Here is a 16,606-nt window from a genome sequence, read left to right on the forward strand (position 1 = left end):
CCTCCACAGCAGAAGTTTGTTACCAACAGGTAACCCGAGTGGCTCAATGATGCGGTCGCCCCTCCGGCCCGGCCCTTGGGCGTTCCCCAGACCTGGACGGTGTTCTCTGTGACCGGTCACAACGCACCCCACTGCACCCCCACGACCCGGCCCTCAGCAGTGCCCACGAACCGCCCGGCCGGCTCCCCCACGGATGCGGCCGACCACCCCACCCCGTGGCGCGTCCCGGTGATCGGCGGCCTCCCCGCCGACCAGCGGCTCCTGGGCGGCGCCCGCGAGTTGGCCACCGGCGTGGTCGCCGTCCTGCTCGACCGCGTGCCGGTCTACCGCCGTCTCCCCCGCGAGCAGCTCACCGGCGAGCTCACCCGGGACACCGAGCGCCGTATCCGCGCCCTCGCCCACACCGTCCGCACCGGACTCCCGGCCCCCGCCGAGGAGTTCACCGCCGTACGGGAGGCCGCCGCGCGCCGCGCCGAGGAGGGCCTGCCGCTGGACGCCGTACTGCTCGCCCACCACCTCGGACTGGAGGTCTGCTGGGAGTTCCTCACCCGGGACGCCCACGCCGGCGACGCCGCCGACCTGCTGCTGCTCAACCGCCTGCTGCTCGACCAGCTCCGCCGCGCCGCCACGGCGGCCGGCGCCGGCTACCTGGACGGGCAGCGCTCGGCCGGCGACCGACGCTCCACCGCCCGGCAGTCCCTGCTCACCGCGCTGCTCGCCGGCACCCCCGCCGAGGAGGCCGCCACCCGGGCCGGGACGGAGCTACCGCCCGGCTACGCCGTGCTCTGCCTCTCCCTCGCCGACCACCCGGACGAGCACTCCCCCGGCGTCGACCCGGGCATCGCCGCCCGCCGCAAGCTCCGCCGCTTCGGAGCCGAACTCGACCACCAGGCCCGGCAGTCGGCGCTCACGGCGCTCACCCCGTCGGGCGGGCTGGTGCTCGTCCCGCTGGACGCTCCGCCGGACCTGTCGGCCGATCCGTCCCGCGGCGTGGCCTCAGAGGGCATGTGGCCCCAGCTCGCCGCCGCCCTCGCCGCCGCGGCCCGCGCCGCCGGAGTACCCGTACTGGCCGGAGCCGCCACCGCGGTACCGGCCGAGGTGCCCGGGGCCGCCGCGCTCGCGTACGAAGTCCTGGACGTGGCCAGGGCGTTCGGCCGCCCGCCCGGATTGCACCGACTGGACGACGTACTGCTGGAGTACCAGTTGACCCGGCCCAGCCGGGCCCGCTCCCGGCTCGCCGCACTGCTCGAACCGCTCGCCGACGGCGGGGAGTTGCTCACCACCCTGCGCACCCACCTGGCCGGCGGCCTCAACCGCCGTCACACCGCGAGCGCCCTGCACCTGCACCCGAACACCGTCGACTACCGGCTGCGCCGGATCGCCGTCCTCACCGGCCTGGATCCGGCCCGCCCGGCCGACGTCCTGCGGATCGCCGCCGCCATCGCCGCACGGACCGCCGAAGCGGCGCCACCAGCCCGGTAGTCGCCCGGGACGGCCACGCAGAGGAGCACCCGCGCCGAAGGGCGCGGGTGCCACTGTCAGCCGGAATCAGCAACCGATCCAGCCGCGGGTGACCACCCACTGGTCCAGCTTGGACCACGTCTGCGGACCGACGACGGTGTCCTGGTAGAGGCCGGTGCACCGCTGGAACTTCGCGACGGCCGCGTCGGTCGCGTCGCCCCAGACCCCGTCCACGTCCAGCGGTGCGCTCGCATCGGGCGAGTACACGACGTGATTGAGCTCGCACTGGAGCTGCTTCACGGCATTCCCGCTGGAGCCGTAGCTGAGCGTGGGCTCGGAGCTGGTGTAGCCGCAGTACTGCGAGGTCTGCGCCGAAGCGGCCGGCGCGGTCACGATCCCGGCAGCCAGCACGATTCCGGCGGTGATGAGGCCGCCCGCGAGACGGTTGGGTGCGAGACGGTTGCGCATGAGAGTCCCCCGTTGGTCGGTTCCGTGGAATTGCTGGATGAGATTCGAACAAGCGGCACCATAGCCGACGTACCGTCAGCAAACGGGAGCAGCTACCTAAAGGACCGACAAAACGATGCTCAGCCCTGCTCCCCGGGCAACCGCAGGTCCCACCCGACCAGGGCGCGCAGCTGCTCCGCCGTCACCCCGTCCGGCACCGGCCGGGGCGGCTCGTGGCGCAGCGGCGGCTGCCAGCCCTCCTCCTCGGTCCAGCGGCGGACCACCTTGGCCGGGGCCCCGGCGACCACGCTGTGGTCGGGCACCTCCCCGCGCACCACCGCACCCGCTGCGACCACCACGTTGCGACCGATCCGAGCCCCCGGCATGATCACGGCGCCGGTGCCGATCCAGCTGCCCGCGCCGATCTCCACCGGCTCGTTGCGCGGCCACTGCTTGCCGATCGGCAGCTCGGTGTCGCGGTACTCGTGTGTCTGGTCGCTGACGTACACCCCGGGACCGGTCCAGACGTCGTCGCCGATGACGATCGACTGGTGGCCGACGATGTGGCTGTCCCGGCCGATCACGCAGCCGCCGCCGATCCGCACGATCGGCTCCGGGCCGAGGTCGAGCCCGGGCAGGAAGCCCGCGCTGATGGTGACCCGCTCGCCGATGATCGAGAACGGCCCGATGGTGATCCACTGCTCGTTGAACACCGCCCCGAGCGGGAAGGCGAGGGTCGTGCCGTCGCCCAGCTCGCCGAACCGGTAGGGGCCCGGGTTCCGGTTGGTGACCGCGCCGGTCCGCTGCATCCAGCGCCAGCCCCCGTGGACGAGGCGTCCGGCGGCCCGGCGGCCACCGGCCCGAACGGCGGAGAGGAGGGAACGGGTTATCGGCATGCGCTCACGTTACCGGCCCGTAGGGTCCGCCCGTCCGCCGGGAGGCCGACGTCACACCCGTCCCACCGGCCCCGCCGGCACCAGCCCCACGGCCGTCCGAAGGCCGCCACCACTGTCGGACCGTGGTGGAAGACTCCCCCCATGGAGATCTCCGAGCACATCGACGCGCTGCGCCGCGAGGGCACCCTGCTGGCCGACGCCGCCGCCCGCACCGACCTCACCGCCCCCGTCCCGACCTGCCCGGACTGGCGGCTCGGCGACCTGGTGCGGCACGTGGGCCAGGTCCATCGCTGGGCCGCCGCCTACCCGTCGCAGGGGCTGGGGGCGGTGCTGGACGAGGCCGGTCGACAGGCCGTCATCGGCCCGGATCCCTCGGACGCCGCGCTGCTCGAGTGGTTCCGCGAAGGCCACGCCGCGCTGGTGACGACGTTGTCGCAGGCCCCGGCCGACATCGAGTGCTGGAGCTTCCTGCCCGCGCCCAGCCCGCTGGCCTTCTGGGCCCGGCGCCAGGCGCACGAGACCGCCGTCCACCGCTTCGACGCCGACGCGGCGGCCGGCTCACCGGGCCCGGCCGTGGACACCGCGCTCGCCCTGGACGGCATCGACGAGCTGCTGCGCGGCTTCATGGCCCGCGGCCGGGCGAAGGTGCACAGCGACAGTCCGCGCACCGTCCGGATCCGGGCGACAGACGGCTCGGGCTCCTGGCGCCTGACCGTCTCCCGCGAGCCGCTCGCCGTCACCAGCGAGGAGTTCCCCGAGCCGGCCGACCTGACCATCACCGGTCCGGCCCGGGAGCTCTACCTGCTGCTCTGGAACCGGCTGACGGTCGAGCAGAACGAACGGGGGGCGCAGACCGGGCAGCTCGAGCTCAGCGGCGACCGCGCCCTGCTCGACCTCTGGCGGGACAACGCGGCGGTCCGCTGACCCGGCGCCGGCCTGCCAGGTCATCGGCCGGGCGGGCCGGCCACGAGCCACCCGCCGTCCCGGCCGCCGTCCATCCGCCGCCCAGCCGCCGCCCGGGCCTGGCGACAGCCGGACGGCAGCCGGTTCAGCGCGCCCGGGCGGCAGGTTCAGCGCACCCAGGCAGCCGGCCGCTTCTCCAGGAACGCCCGCATCCCCTCCTGCGCCTCCGCCGACCCGAACAGCCGCGCCGACAGCTGCACCAGCTCGTCCGCGTCCCGCTGGAAGGACCGCGCCACCTCGGCGTTGGCCAGCCGCTTCGACTCCGCCAGCCCCTGCGGCGAGCCCTGGCGCAGCGCGTCCAGCAGGCCCTTCAGCACCACTCCGGTGGACTCGGTGGACTCGGCGGCCTGGGTGATCAGACCGATCCGGGCCGCCTCGGCGGCATCGAAGACCTCGCCGGTGAGGTAGTAGCGGGCGGCGGCGCGCGGCTCCAGCTTGGGGCGCAGCGGCAGCGAGATGACGGCGGGCGCGAGGCCGAGCCGGACCTCGGTGAAGGCGAAGGTCGCGGCCGGTCCGGCGACAGCGAGGTCCGCCGCGCCGATCAGACCGAGGCCGCCGGCCCGGGCGTGCCCGTCGACCACGGCGATCACCGGCTTGGTGCAGTCCACGATCGCCTTCTGCAGTTCGACCAGGCCGCGCGGACCCACCGTCGGGTCCGCGCCGGTCGCCTCGGAGAGGTCCGCACCCGCGCAGAACACCTTGCCGGTGTGGGTGAGCACCACCGCGCGGACGTCCCGGTTCGCCGAGGCCACCGCCAGTCCGGCGTGCAGCTCGGACATCAGGCGGGAGGAGAGCGCGTTGCGGTTGTGCGGCGAGTCGAGGGTGAGCGTGGTGACGGCGTCGGCGGTGGTGACGCGGACGAGGGGCTCTGCGCTGGTCATCGGCGTGGGTCTGCCTTCCGGCTGAGGGTGGGTCGGACTGCGGGCGCGGTCCGGGGTGCCCGGACCGCGCCCCCACGACTCTGGCACGCCCACCCGCCCCTCTGCCAGAGCCAACCGCGGCCCGGCCGGCCGGAGCCGCCCGGTACGTCCGGTGTCCGGGCGGAAAACCGCTGGTCGCGGCCGTGCTGCGCCCGGCAGCATGGGCGCCATGGCCACTGACACCCCGGTCCTGCTGCTCGCCCCGCGCATCAACGAGACCGGCCTCCAGCTGCGCACCGCCGCCGGGCTGCGCGGCCTGCGGGCGCTCACCGCCGCCTCCTGGCGGGCGCCGCGCGAACTGCTCGGCGCGGCGGTGCACGTGTACGGGGGGCCGCTGTTCGCCGACGCGGTCGGCCGGGAGCTCGGCCTCGCCCTGCTGGAGCCGGCCGAGGACTGGCTGGCCCGGCTGCCGCTCGCGCTGACCGGCCGCCGGGTGTCCGCGACCACGCTGGCCGAGGCCCGGACGCTGCGCGGCCCCGCCTTCGTGAAGCCCCCGGCGGACAAGCTGTTCGCCGCCCGGGTGTATCCCCACGGCGGCGCGCTGCCCGGTCCCGAACTGCTGGACGGCGACACGCCGGTGCTGGTGAGCGAGGTGGTGCGGTTCCGCACGGAGTACCGGCTGTTCGTCCTGGACGGCACGGTGCGGGCAGGTTCGCGCTACGCGGTGGACGGCGACCTGTCCGTGGCGCCGCTCGACCGGGACGGCTTCGAGGCGTCGGCGTTCGCCCGTGACGTGCTGGTCGCCTCGGCCACCCACGCCCCACTGCCGAGCGCGGTGGTCGTGGACGTCGGACCGACGGACGACGGCTGGGCGGTGGTGGAGGCCAACGCGGCCTGGGCCAGCGGGGGTTACGCCGCCGAGCCGCAGGGCGTCCTGGACGTGGTGCTGCGCTCCTCCGGACCGGCCGCCCAACTGCCCGCCATCGACCGTCCGTTCCTGCGCGAACTGCCCGAAGTGGTGCGCTGATCGCCCCGGTCGGGGGCGCCGGGCAGACCGAGCGGCGTCATCGCTTGCGGCGCCGGCAGGCGATGGCGCACGATCGTGCGCCATGACCACCAAGCACCTCACCCACATCACCGAGCCGCCCGGCGTCGCCCCCGGGACCGGCTACACCCAGGTCGTCACCGGCAGCGGCCGGCTGGTCCAGGTCTCCGGGCAGGTCGCCTTCGACGAGCACCGGAACCTGGTCGGCGCGGGTGACCCGAAGGCCCAGGCCCGCCAGGTCTTCGAGAACCTGCGCCGCTGCCTGGCCGCCGCCGGGGCCGACTTCTCCGACGTCGTCAAGTTCACCTTCTTCATGACCGACATCGCCCACCTCCCGGCCATCCGGGAGGCCAGGGACGAGTACCTGGGCGACCTGCCGCTCCCGGCCGTCTCCGCGCTGCAGGTGGCGGCGCTGTTCCGGCCGGACGTGCTGATCGAGATCGAGGCGACGGCGATCGTCCAGGAGTAGTCGCGGCTCGGCACCAGGGGCGGGCCGCGTCACGCGGCCCGCAGCCGTGCGTCCCGCCGTCCGGCCCACCGGACGGCGGGCCCCATCGCCAGGCACGCCGCCGCCAGCACCGCCCCCAGAACGGCCCATCCTGCCAGCCCGAAGCCGATCACCGCGGTGCTCACCACAGCCGGGCCCGCCATCAGCGCGGCCGCCGTGCCCGCGTTGAACACGCCCTGGTACGCGCCGTGTTCGCCCTCGCCCGCGAGGTCGTAGCTCAGCGCCCAGCCGCCCGCCTGGCCCATCACCTCGGCGAGCGACTGCAGTGCGATCCCGACGAGCACCACCACGGCGGCGAGGAACCCGGGCAGTCCGTGCGCGAGGGCGATGACCACACATGAGGCGGCGAGCACCAGTCCGGCGCGACGGCACGCCCGGGCGGCGGCCGTCCGCTCCTCGGTGCCCCGGGTGGCCCGTACCTGCAAGGCGATCACCATCAGGGTGTTGACGATCAGGCCCCCGGAGACGGTGATCCGCGGCGCGTCGGCCTGCTGCACGATCCACAGCGGGACACCCACCTCCAGGACGGCGAACTGCAGCCCGAGCACGGAGCACAGCGCCGTCACCACCAGGAACGGGCCGTCGCGCAGCGCCGGGTTGCGCCGGCGGCCCTGCCGGACACCCTGGCCGGCTGGGTCCGAGGGCCTCGCCGTACCGGACTCGTTCGCCGCGCCCGACTCGTTCCCGAACCCATCCGCGCCGGCCCCGGCCGCGAACCCAGCCGCGCCGGCCCCGGCCGCGGGCAGGCGGTGGAGCAGGAACGCGACGGCCACGTACGAGACCGCGTCGGCCGGGATCGCCCGGATGTGGACCCACCCGGGCGTGTACCGGCTCCAGAGCCGGGCCTTCGAGCAACTCCGGCCCTCGTTCGAGTGCTTGGACTCCCGACTGCTGCTGTCGCTCGTCGCCGACAACCATTGGATCCCCGACTTCCTGACACCGCGACCCTCCTCGCCGGCCCCCGAGTTCCGCACCGAGCTCGCCGCTGTCCGCGGCCTTCCGCCGGAGCTGCTGCGCAGCGAACTGGAGCAGACCTTCCTGCCGAACGGGCAGCCGCTGCCCGCCCGATCCACCGGAACCGGGACCCGCTACCGCGCGGCCATCGCCATCAGCTTGCGCGCCGCCCGGTTCTGCCGCAGCAACTGCGCGAAGGTGGTGTGCCCCTGGGTGGTCCGGGCGAAGGCCCGCCACGCCGCCGGCACCAGGCAGACCGCCGCGTGGAACAGGTAGGGCCGCCGCTCGAAGGCACCCAGCAGCTGCTTGCCCGCGCGCATCTCCACGCCCAGCCCGGCCTTGACCGCGAACGCGTAGTTCAGCGCCTCGCGCCGCACCGACGCCGCGGCGCCCGCCTCCGCGACCCGCACGGCCCACTCGCCGGCCAGTCGGCCCGAGCGCAGCGCGTACGAGATGCCCTCGCGGGTCCACGGCTCCAACAGCCCGGCCGCGTCCCCGGCGACCAGCACCCGGCCGCGGGAGAGCGGCGAGTCCTCGGCCCGGCAGCGGGTCAGGTGCCCGGACTCGACCTGCGGGGCGAAGCCGGACAGGCCCAGCCGCCGGATGTAGTCGGCGAGGTACTGCTTGGTCCGCTCGCCGTCGCCGCGCGCCGAGATGACGCCCACGGTCAGGCTGCTGGTCTCGGTCTTCGGGAACACCCAGCCGTAACTGCCGGGCAGCGGACCCCAGTCGAGGTGGATCCGGCCCGACCAGTCGGCCGCGACCTGGGGCGGCACCGGGATCTCGGCCTCCAGGCCGAGGTCGATCTGGTCGAAGGTGACGCCCACGTGCCGGGCGATCCGGCTGGCGCTGCCGTCCGCTCCGACCACCGCACGGGCCTCGAAGCTGCGCCCGTCGGCCGCCGTCACCAGCGCCGTCCGGTGCTCGCCCCCGCGCTGCTCGACCCCGGTGACGGTCACCCCGGTGACCAGCACCGCCCCGGCCTGCTTCGCCGCCTGCACCAGGCGCAGGTCGAACTCGTCCCGGTTGACCAGCCCGAACAGCATCCGCCGGGCCCGGCGCGTCCGGGTGTACCGGCCGTCGTAGGCGAAGGTGACGGCGGACACCCGGTCCTGCAACGGCAGTTCGAAGTTCGGCGGCAGACTGTCCCGGGAGGGGCCGATGATGCCACCGCCGCAGGTCTTGTAACGGGGGTGTTCGGCCTTGTCGAGCAGCAGCACCCGGCGGCCCTGCGCGGCGGCGGCGTACGCGGCCGAGGCCCCGGCCGGTCCGGCGCCGACCACTACGACGTCCCAGATGCCGTCCTGCGGCTGCGGCGCCTCGTCGAGCGGGCTCTCCTCGCCGGGGAGCGAGCCGTCCTCGCCCAGAAGCGGGCTGTCGCCGACCAGGCCGTCCTCGTCGAGCGGGCTGTCGAGCGGGCTACGGGAATCAGGGCTTCCGGAGTCAGTCACGACCAGCAATCCTATGCGTCCCCGCGCCGCTCCCGACGCCGCACCACCCACCGACCCGGAAGCTCCCCCGAAGCTCCCGAACCGCTCCGCCTATGATCGGCGGTACCCCAACCGATCGCGTCCGCCCGTACCACCCCCAAGGCGGACCCGTCCCCCCTCGGAGCACCGATGTCACAGCCTCTGGCCGACGCCGTCCGGTCCCTGATGGACCGTGCCCGCACCGACCTCGCCGAGCTGGTCGCCTTCCCGTCGGTCGCCGACCCGCGCCAGTTCCCGGTCGAGGAGTGCCAGAAGGCCGCCCAGTGGGTCGCCGACGCCTTCGCCGCCGAGGGTCTGGGCAACATCCAGCTGCTGGACACCCCGGACGGCACCCAGTCCGTCTACGGCGAACTGCCCGGCCCGGAGGGCGCCCCGACCGTCCTGCTCTACTCGCACTACGACGTCCAGCCCCCGCTCGACGAGGACGCCTGGCTCAGCCCCGCCTTCGAACTGACCGAGCGTGACGGCCGTTGGTACGGGCGCGGCGCCGCCGACTGCAAGGGCAACATCCTGATGCACCTGACCGCCCTGCGGGCGCTGCGCCAGGTGTACGGGGACGGCTACCCGGTCGGCCTGAAGATCATCGTCGAGGGCTCGGAGGAGCAGGGCACCGGTGGCCTGGAGCGCTACGCCGAGGCCCACCCCGAGCTGCTCGCCGCCGACGTGATCGTGATCGGTGACACCGGCAACTTCGCCCCCGGCCTGCCCACCGTGACCGCCTCGCTGCGCGGCATGACGGTGGTCGAGGCCTCGATCACCACCCTGGCCGGCAACCTGCACTCCGGCGCCTTCGGCGGCGCCGCCCCGGACGCGCTGCAGTCCCTGGTCAGGGTGCTCGCCTCGCTGCACGACGAGAACGGCGACGTCGCGGTCGCCGGGCTGGCCGCCGACCAGACCTGGGAGGGCGTGCAGTACCCGGAGGAGCAGTTCCGCGCCGACGCCAAGGTGGTCGACGGCGTCGCCCTGACCGGCACCGGCACGGTCGCCGACCGCCTCTGGGCCCGCCCGTCCGTCACGGTCCTCGGCATCGACGCCCCGCCGGTGATCGGCGCCACCTCCTCGGTGCAGGCCTCCGCCAAGGCGCTGATCAGCCTGCGCGTCCCGCCGGGCATGAGCTCGGACGCCGCTCAGGACGCCCTGGTCGCCCACCTCGAGGCGCAGGTCCCGCTCGGCGCCCGGCTGACGATCCAGCGTCAGGGCAACGGCGCCCCGTTCCGCGCCGAGACCGACGGCCCGGCCTACGAGGCGATGGGAGAGGCGATGGCCGAGGCCTTCGGCACCCCGATGGTCACGTCCGGCGAGGGCGGCTCGATCCCGCTCTGCAACACCCTGCGCGCGCTCTACCCGCAGGCGGAGATCGTGCTGATCGGCGTCGAGGAGCCGACCACCCAGATCCACGCCGTCAACGAGAGCGTCGACCCGCAGGAGCTGGAGCGGATGGCCCTCACCGAGGCCCTGTTCCTCCGCCGCTACGCCGAACTGCGTTCCAGCTGACGGGAGTCCGCACCGGTCCCCGGCCGCCCGCCACGCCACCGGCGGGCGGCCGCGACCACCGCCGCGTAGCCGACCGCACCCACCGCGAGGCCGGCCCCGGCGCCGAAGCACACCTCCGGGACGAGGTTGCGCCGCAGCGGGCTCAGCCGGTGCAGCACCCCGGCCGCCGTCGCCGCGCCCAGCGCCGCGGTGGCCAGCCGCCTGGTCCTCGGCGCGAGCCGCACGGCCGGGCGCACCGGTTCGACGGCCCGTACCGCGCGCGCCGCCCAGCCGCCCATCGCGGCCAGCGCGAGCGCCGAACTCCCGTACTGCAGCGCCTCGTAGAGCGGGACGCCGGCCACCTTCCGGTCCAGTACGGGCAGCAGCCGCACGCCCAGCCGACCGCCGTGGGTGAACGCGTCCCAGCCGACGTGGGTGGCCGCGCCGACGGCCGCCGAGGCCAGGAACCACGCCGCATCGGCGCCCTGAACGCCCGTGCTCCGAAGGCCCGCGCCCGCGCCACCGGGCCGCCGGGCCGTCAGTCTCTCCGCGCCGCCCGCCCAGTGCTCGGGCAGCAGCCCCACCAGCGGCGCCCGCAGCAGCCCGTGCCACCCCGCCACCAACGCACCGGCGATCGCCACGTCCAGCGTCGGCACCGCCCACCAGGCGTGCGTCAGTCCGCCGTGCCCGTACACCCCGGGCAGCAGCGACTCGGCGAAGAACGGCACGTCGGGCGCCATCGACCCGGCCACCAACGCCGAGGCCACCAACGGCCCGCGCTCCCCGGCGGCACGCAACAGGGGCAGGACGGCGGCGGGGTGGCTCAACGTGAACGGCATGCCCCCATCCTGACGCCCCCACCGCCCGGCCGACCAACCAGGGCCGCCCTCTCCGCCGCACCGGCCCTCCCGGCACCATCGCCCCAACCGCGTCGGCGACTCCCGGCCCGCCGCGTCGGCTCCCCCGCGCCGCCGCCCCGTTGCCCCGCCGCGCCTACACGGCGTCCGCCGTGCTGGCCAGGCCGAGCGCCGCCCGGCACCCCGCCTCCAGGTACCGCAGTTCCCCGCTCCGCCGGGCGTCCAGCGCGGCGGCGAGGCGCCGGTAGCGGCTCGGCGGCAGCAGGTCGGCCGCCTCGTCCAGGGTGACGAACCGGCAGCCGCGCAGTTCCTCCTGCTGGAGCAGCAGGTTCTGCCGGCCCGTGTCGTCCAGCAGCCCGCCGTCGTACATCAGCCGCAGGCCGCCGCGGCGCGGGCCGGTGCGCGGCTCCCAGTCGACGGCGAGCAGGCGCAGCACCGAGGGGTCGAGCCGCAGCCCCAGCTCCTCGGCAGTCTCGCGCAGGGCGGCATCGGTGGGTGCCTCGCCGCGTTCGACCACACCGCCGGGGAAGTCCCAGTCCGGCTTGTAGACCGGGTCGACGAGCAGCACCCGGTCCTGCTCGTCGAAGAACAGCACGGCCGAGGCCACGGTGTCCCCGGTCGGGTCCGGGGCCTGGACGATCGGGCAGCGCGCGGCGCCGACCCGGACCAGCTCGGCTATCCGGTGCGCGGTCTCCCGCGGGGTGAGCGCGCTGGTGTCGAGCATCCGGGCGTCGCCGACCAGCCAGCGGCGGGCGGCGCGGTAGCGGGGCAGGTGTTCGAAGCACCAGGTACGGACCCGCTCGCTGGCCTCCGGGTCGCCCGGACACTCCTCGCGGTGCGCGATGCGGTCGCGCAGGATCGTTTCTTCTGGGTCCAGAACGAAGTGGTGCACCGCGATCCCGTGCGCGGCGAGGTCGCCGAAGATCTCGTCCCGGTAGTCCTCTCTGAGCAGCGTCATCGGCACCACCAACGGGCCGCCGACCTCGCCGATCAGCGCGGCCGCCGTCTCGGGCACGAGCCGGCGCCAGGCCGCGAGGTCCTGGAAGTCGGACACCGTGGCCAGCCGGTCGGCCGGGAGCATCCGGCGCAGTCCGAAGCCCACCAGCTCGGGATCGAAGAGCACGCTCCCGGGCAGCAGTTCCACCAGCTCGCGGCAGGCACTCGTCTTGCCCGCCCCGAATGTGCCATTGACCCAGACGATCACAACGTCCCCTGCCCTCGACTTGCCCCGATGCCGTTCGCACCGGGCAGCGCCCCCGTCGGCCGAACCAGCGCCACCCGTGGTGGTACCCGCACCATGCCGCTCCCCAAAACTGCTCGCCGCACCCGCCCGCGCGCCCCGACCCACCCCTTGACAGGGGCATGTGCCCAGGCCACGGGCCCGGTACGGATATATGCGGACCGGCCGACATCAAAGCCGCACCCTGGCGCCCACCACTCGCGCACAGGAAGTCGGACCGGCCGACTTCCGGCGCGCGCCCCACCTGTACGCCGCTCGCGCCGCCCCTGCGCCGCCCCACGCCCCTCCCCAACACGACCGGGCACGACCCCGGACGCGACCCGGGCGTCCTCCGCCCGCACTGCGCTCCCTACCCGCCGTCCGCCCGCTTCGGCGCGCACCCCTTGCGCCGCCCGCACCCCGGCACGTACAGAGGAACGATGAAGCTGCTCCCCGCCGGCCGGGTCATCGTCATCGGCTCGGTCAACACCGACCGGATCCTCCGCTGCCCGGTGCTCCCCGCGCCCGGCGAGACCGTCCTCGCCGCCGACGCCACTCAGGGGTTCGGCGGCAAGGGCGCCAACCAGGCGGTGGCGGCGGCCCGGATGGGGGCCGCGACCCACCTGGTCGCCAAGGTCGGGCGCGACGCCGACGGTGAGGCGGCGCTCGCCGATCTGCACGGCGCGCAGGTCGAGACGGGCGCCGTGCGCACCGATCCCGATGCGCCCACCGGTCAGGCGATCGTCATGGTCGACCCCGCCGGAGAGAACAGCATCGTGGTCGTCCCCGGCGCCAACGCCCGGCTGACCCCGGAGGAGGTGACCGCCACGCTGGCCCGGCTCCACCTGCTCCCGGTCGACGTCGTGCTCACCAGCAACGAGGTCCCCGCGGAGTGCATCCGCGCCACCGCCGCCGCCCTGCCCACCGCGGGCCCGAACGGCGGCACCCGCTGGCTGCACAACACCGCCCCGGCCGGCGACCTGCCCGGTCCGGGCCCCACCGGCCGCCGACCGCTGGTGGTGGCCAACACCGTCGAGGCCCGCCAGCTCACCGGCGCCGCGACCGCCGCCGAGGCCGCCCACGCCCTCGCCCGGACGGCCGAAGGAGCGGTGGTCACCCTCGGCGGTGAGGGCGCCCTGGTCGTCACCGGGGAAGGACTCACCCGGCTGCCCGCGCCCGCCGTTCGGGTGGTCGACACCACCGGCGCCGGCGACGTGTTCTGCGGCGCGCTCGCCGCCCGGCTCGCCCGCGGCGCGACCCTGCCCGAGGCGGCGGCCGCGGCCGTGGCCGCCGGGGCCTTCGCCGTCACCGCGCTCGGAGCCCGCGGCGCGCTCCCCCGCCCGGCCGACCTCTGACCGAACAGCCCACCGGCCGCCGACCGAACGGCCGCCGACCGACCGACGTCTCACCGGAACGCCCTCAGGCGTGCGGGACACCCGGCCCGCACGCCCGGTGCCCCGCACGGGTGCGCTACGGCCGTCCCATGAACGACGGGTAGTACCCCTTGCTGATCGTCGAGATCCGGATCTTCGTCCCGGGCCGCGCTGCCTCCACGTACCGGTTGTCGCCGAGGTAGATCGCCACGTGCTGGATGCCCCGCGCGGTCCCGTTCGGCGACCAGAACAGCAGGTCACCGCGGCGCAGCTGGCTCGCCTTGATCGGTGTGGTCGCCGCGTACTGGTCGTTGGCGACCCGCGGCAGGGAGATGCCGCCGCGCCGGAACGACTGCTGCACCAGGCCCGAGCAGTCGTACCCGCTGGGCCCGTTGCCCGCGGTCTGGAAGGGCTTGCCCAGCTGGGCGAGCGCGTACTGCACCGCGGTCTCGACGTTGCGGTCCCCCGCCACCGAGCTGTTGGAGGCGCCGCCCGAGGAGCCCGAGGAGCCGGAGGAGCCGGACGAGGACGAGGAGCCGCCGGTCCGCTGCAGGTAGACGTCGTAGTGGGAGGTCCAGCGCCACTCCCCCTTGCTGTTCTTGAACCAGTACCGGGAGCCGTCCCAGCCCTGTTTGATCCCGCCGTTCGAGGACTTCGACGAGGTCGTCGACGACGTGGGGGAAGAGCTGGACGTGGACTTCGAGGAGGACGTCGCCCCGCCGGTACGCGCCAGGTAGACGCTGTAGTGGCTGGTCCAGCGCCACTGCCCCTGGCTGTCCTTGAACCAGTACCGCGACCCGTCCCACCCTGCGTGCGCCGGCGCCCGCTCGGCCGCCGCGGGGCTCACGCCGGTGCCGAGGCCGATCGCCCCCGCACCGACCGCGATCACGGCCGCCATACCTAGCCCCCGGCGGATCCGCCCCGCCCGCACGGGACGGGCGTCGCTGGCGGAACGGGCGTCGATGGCGGGGGCGTGCTGCCCGGTCGGTTCGTCGGCGGCATCCGGCGCGCCGGTGTTGACGGTGGTCATCCTGCTGACTTCCTTCGCTGCTGCGAACGCCCTGTGGCGTACGGCCGCCGAACGGGCGGCTGCGGAAACTGCTGCGGACACGCGGTACGCCCCGGCACGGCCGGTTCGTACGGCTCGGCAGATCCCCGTCCGACGCGCCGCGGCCTCCGACCGTGCGACCGGAGGCCGCGGCACGTCGCCCAGGGATTCAGTTCTGCCTGCGTGTCACGTTAGGCACGCGTCCGCTCACTGCGCGCAGTGGAGTGCGCCAAAGGAAGGTTTCCGGGCGGGTGCCGACGGATCATCAGGGTGAACACCCGTCACCACGCGCGTCCCCGACGCCCCGTCATCAACGGCCCGCAGCCTCCGCGAGCAGCTGCTTCTTCAGCACCTTCCCCAGGGCGTTCCTGGGGAGTTCGGGCACCAGGACGACCCGACGCGGGCGCTTGTGCACCGAGAGCCGCTCCGCCACGAAGGCCGTCAGCTGTTCCCCCGTCACGGCGCCGTCCGCGATGACGTACGCGACGATCGCCTGTCCGAGGTCCTCGTCCGGCGCGCCGACCACCGCCGCGTCGACGACCGCCGGGTGGTCGCGCAGCGCGGCCTCCACCTCGCCCGCGCCGATCCGGTAACCACCGCTCTTGATCAGGTCCACCGAGGCACGGCCGACGATCCGGTGGAAGCCGTCCGCCCCGATCACCGCGACGTCCCCGGTGCGGAACCAGCCGTCCGCCGTCCAGGCCTCGGCGTCGGCGTCCGGCCGGTTGAGATAGCCGCTGAACAACGTGGGGCCGCAGACCTGCAGTTCGCCGACGCTCTCCCCGTCGTACGGCACCGGCTCGCCGTCCTCACCGACCAGCCGGGTGCGCACCCCTTCCAGCGGCAGCCCGACGCTGCCGGGGCGCCGCTCGCCGTCCGCCCGGGTGCTGACGGTGATCAGCGACTCGGTCATCCCGTAGCGCTCGATCGGGGCGTGCCCGGTGAGCGCCGCCAGCTTCTCGAACACCGGTACCGGCAGCGGCGCGCTGCCGGAGACCAGCAGCCGGGCCGAGGCCAGCCGCCCGGCCGCCTCCTGGTCCGCCGCCAGCCGGGACCAGACGGTGGGCACACCGAAGTACAGGCTGCCGCCCGCCGCCGCGTATCCCTCCGGGGTCGGCCGGCCGGTGTGCACCAGTCGGCTGCCGGTGCGCAGGGCGCCGAGCACGCCGAGCAGCAAGCCGTGCACGTGGAACAGCGGCAGGCCGTGGACGAGGGTGTCCTCGGCGGTCCACTGCCAGGCGGCGGAGAGGGCCTCCAGGTCGGCGGCGATCGCCGCGCGCCGGATCACGGCGCCCTTGGGCGCACCGGTGGTGCCCGAGGTGTAGAGGACGAAGCCGGTCGCGTCGGCGGCCGGCTCGGCGTACGTGGTCGACGAGCGCTCGGCGGCATCGACGGGCAGGGCCGCCACCGACGCTCCGTCGGGCGCCGACTCGCCGACGGCGTGCGCCAGCAGTGCCGCGCCCGAGTCGCGCAGGATGTGCTCGCGCTCCTTGGGGCCCGAGTCGGGCGGCAGCGGCACCACCGGGACGCCCGCCAGCAGACCGCCGACCACGGCCGTGACCGTCTCGACCGTGGGCCGGGCGAGCACTGCGAGCGCGGGAGCCCCGGCCACCCGGTCGGCCACCGCGGTCGCCGCGCCCAGCAGTTCCTCCCGGGAGAGCGCCCGACCGTCGATCCGCAGCGCGTCGGCCGCGTCGCCGTGGTGGCCCTGAAGTGCCGTCAGCAGTGCCATGCTTCCGTCCTCGCCCTCGTCCTCGCTCTGTTCGCGCCGCGGGCTCCCGTGCCCTGGCGCCGCCGGGCCGACTCTACGGGCCGGCCCGGCTCTCGCTCCGGCACGGGGCGGGAAACAGCGGAGGGCGCGGAATTGCCGGAAAGCGACGTGGAAACGCCGGAGAGCGCGGAAACGCCGGCGGGGGGGGGGCCCCCCCCCCCCCGCCCCCCCCCCCCCCCCCCCCGGCCCCGGGGCTCACCCCCAGCGGGGCCGCACCAACCGGGTGTTGGTCGGGAGCACC

General features: G+C 75.1%; 15 protein-coding genes. 6 read left to right on the top strand and 9 right to left on the bottom strand.

What is annotated here, in order from left to right; all coding sequences use genetic code 11:
* The first annotated feature begins 159 nt into the window (after positions 1-159).
* On the top strand, positions 160-1,482 hold the full coding sequence (locus ACH4J0_RS32275; protein ID WP_396244438.1) for a PucR family transcriptional regulator: 1,323 nt from the start codon (positions 160-162) through the stop codon (positions 1,480-1,482).
* Positions 1,483-1,548: 66 nt separating this feature from the next.
* Here the strand turns inward: ACH4J0_RS32275 and ACH4J0_RS32280 are convergent, their stop codons facing one another.
* On the bottom strand, positions 1,549-1,929 hold the full coding sequence (locus ACH4J0_RS32280) for a peptidoglycan-binding protein (protein ID WP_396244439.1): 381 nt from the start codon (positions 1,927-1,929) through the stop codon (positions 1,549-1,551).
* A 119-nt stretch (positions 1,930-2,048) separates the two neighbouring features.
* Positions 2,049-2,804 (bottom strand): acyltransferase, encoded by a 756-nt coding sequence (locus ACH4J0_RS32285; protein WP_396244440.1) that lies wholly within the window; start codon positions 2,802-2,804, stop codon positions 2,049-2,051.
* 141 nt (positions 2,805-2,945) lie between these two features.
* Between ACH4J0_RS32285 and ACH4J0_RS32290 the strand changes: the two genes are divergently transcribed.
* Positions 2,946-3,728, top strand: a complete 783-nt coding sequence (locus tag ACH4J0_RS32290; RefSeq protein ID WP_396244442.1) for a maleylpyruvate isomerase family mycothiol-dependent enzyme — start codon at positions 2,946-2,948, stop codon at positions 3,726-3,728.
* A 146-nt stretch (positions 3,729-3,874) separates the two neighbouring features.
* Here ACH4J0_RS32290 and ACH4J0_RS32295 read toward each other — a convergent pair whose 3' ends face one another.
* On the bottom strand, positions 3,875-4,648 hold the full coding sequence (locus tag ACH4J0_RS32295) for an enoyl-CoA hydratase family protein (RefSeq protein ID WP_396244444.1): 774 nt from the start codon (positions 4,646-4,648) through the stop codon (positions 3,875-3,877).
* 208 nt (positions 4,649-4,856) lie between these two features.
* Here ACH4J0_RS32295 and ACH4J0_RS32300 point away from each other — a divergent pair, with 208 nt between their 5' ends.
* On the top strand, positions 4,857-5,654 hold the full coding sequence (locus tag ACH4J0_RS32300; protein WP_396244445.1) for an ATP-grasp domain-containing protein: 798 nt from the start codon (positions 4,857-4,859) through the stop codon (positions 5,652-5,654).
* 82 nt (positions 5,655-5,736) lie between these two features.
* Positions 5,737-6,141 carry a RidA family protein gene (locus ACH4J0_RS32305; protein ID WP_396244447.1) on the top strand — a complete coding sequence of 135 codons (405 nt, stop codon included), beginning with the start codon at positions 5,737-5,739 and terminating at the stop codon, positions 6,139-6,141.
* Positions 6,142-6,170: 29 nt separating this feature from the next.
* On the opposite strand, the gene ACH4J0_RS32310 is transcribed toward ACH4J0_RS32305, so the two are convergent.
* A complete protein-coding gene (locus ACH4J0_RS32310) occupies positions 6,171-7,094 on the bottom strand; it encodes a hypothetical protein (protein WP_396244448.1) in 924 nt (307 codons plus the stop codon).
* A 174-nt stretch (positions 7,095-7,268) separates the two neighbouring features.
* Positions 7,269-8,432, bottom strand: a complete 1,164-nt coding sequence (locus ACH4J0_RS32315) for a geranylgeranyl reductase family protein (protein ID WP_396244464.1) — start codon at positions 8,430-8,432, stop codon at positions 7,269-7,271.
* A gap of 321 nt (positions 8,433-8,753) precedes the next feature.
* Between ACH4J0_RS32315 and ACH4J0_RS32320 the strand changes: the two genes are divergently transcribed.
* Positions 8,754-10,118, top strand: a complete 1,365-nt coding sequence (locus ACH4J0_RS32320; RefSeq protein WP_396244450.1) for a dipeptidase — start codon at positions 8,754-8,756, stop codon at positions 10,116-10,118.
* Here the strand turns inward: ACH4J0_RS32320 and ACH4J0_RS32325 are convergent.
* A complete protein-coding gene (locus tag ACH4J0_RS32325; protein WP_396244451.1) occupies positions 10,094-10,936 on the bottom strand; it encodes a DUF4184 family protein in 843 nt (280 codons plus the stop codon). The two genes, ACH4J0_RS32320 and ACH4J0_RS32325, sit on opposite strands and share 25 nt — an antisense overlap.
* 154 nt (positions 10,937-11,090) lie before the next feature.
* Positions 11,091-12,158: an NUDIX domain-containing protein gene (locus ACH4J0_RS32330; RefSeq protein ID WP_396244452.1), complete on the bottom strand. Its 1,068-nt coding sequence runs from the start codon at positions 12,156-12,158 to the stop codon at positions 11,091-11,093.
* 455 nt (positions 12,159-12,613) lie between these two features.
* Between ACH4J0_RS32330 and ACH4J0_RS32335 the strand changes: the two genes are divergently transcribed.
* Positions 12,614-13,528: a PfkB family carbohydrate kinase gene (locus ACH4J0_RS32335; protein ID WP_396244454.1), complete on the top strand. Its 915-nt coding sequence runs from the start codon at positions 12,614-12,616 to the stop codon at positions 13,526-13,528.
* Positions 13,529-13,643: 115 nt separating this feature from the next.
* Here ACH4J0_RS32335 and ACH4J0_RS32340 read toward each other — a convergent pair whose 3' ends face one another.
* Positions 13,644-14,576, bottom strand: a complete 933-nt coding sequence (locus ACH4J0_RS32340) for a C40 family peptidase (protein ID WP_396244455.1) — start codon at positions 14,574-14,576, stop codon at positions 13,644-13,646.
* 328 nt (positions 14,577-14,904) lie between these two features.
* On the bottom strand, positions 14,905-16,326 hold the full coding sequence (locus ACH4J0_RS32345) for an acyl-CoA synthetase (protein WP_396244456.1): 1,422 nt from the start codon (positions 16,324-16,326) through the stop codon (positions 14,905-14,907).
* Positions 16,327-16,606 lie beyond the last annotated feature (280 nt).

It is taken from the genome of Kitasatospora sp. NPDC017646 (genome assembly GCF_044329365.1).
Classification (GTDB): Bacteria; Actinomycetota; Actinomycetes; order Streptomycetales; family Streptomycetaceae; genus Kitasatospora.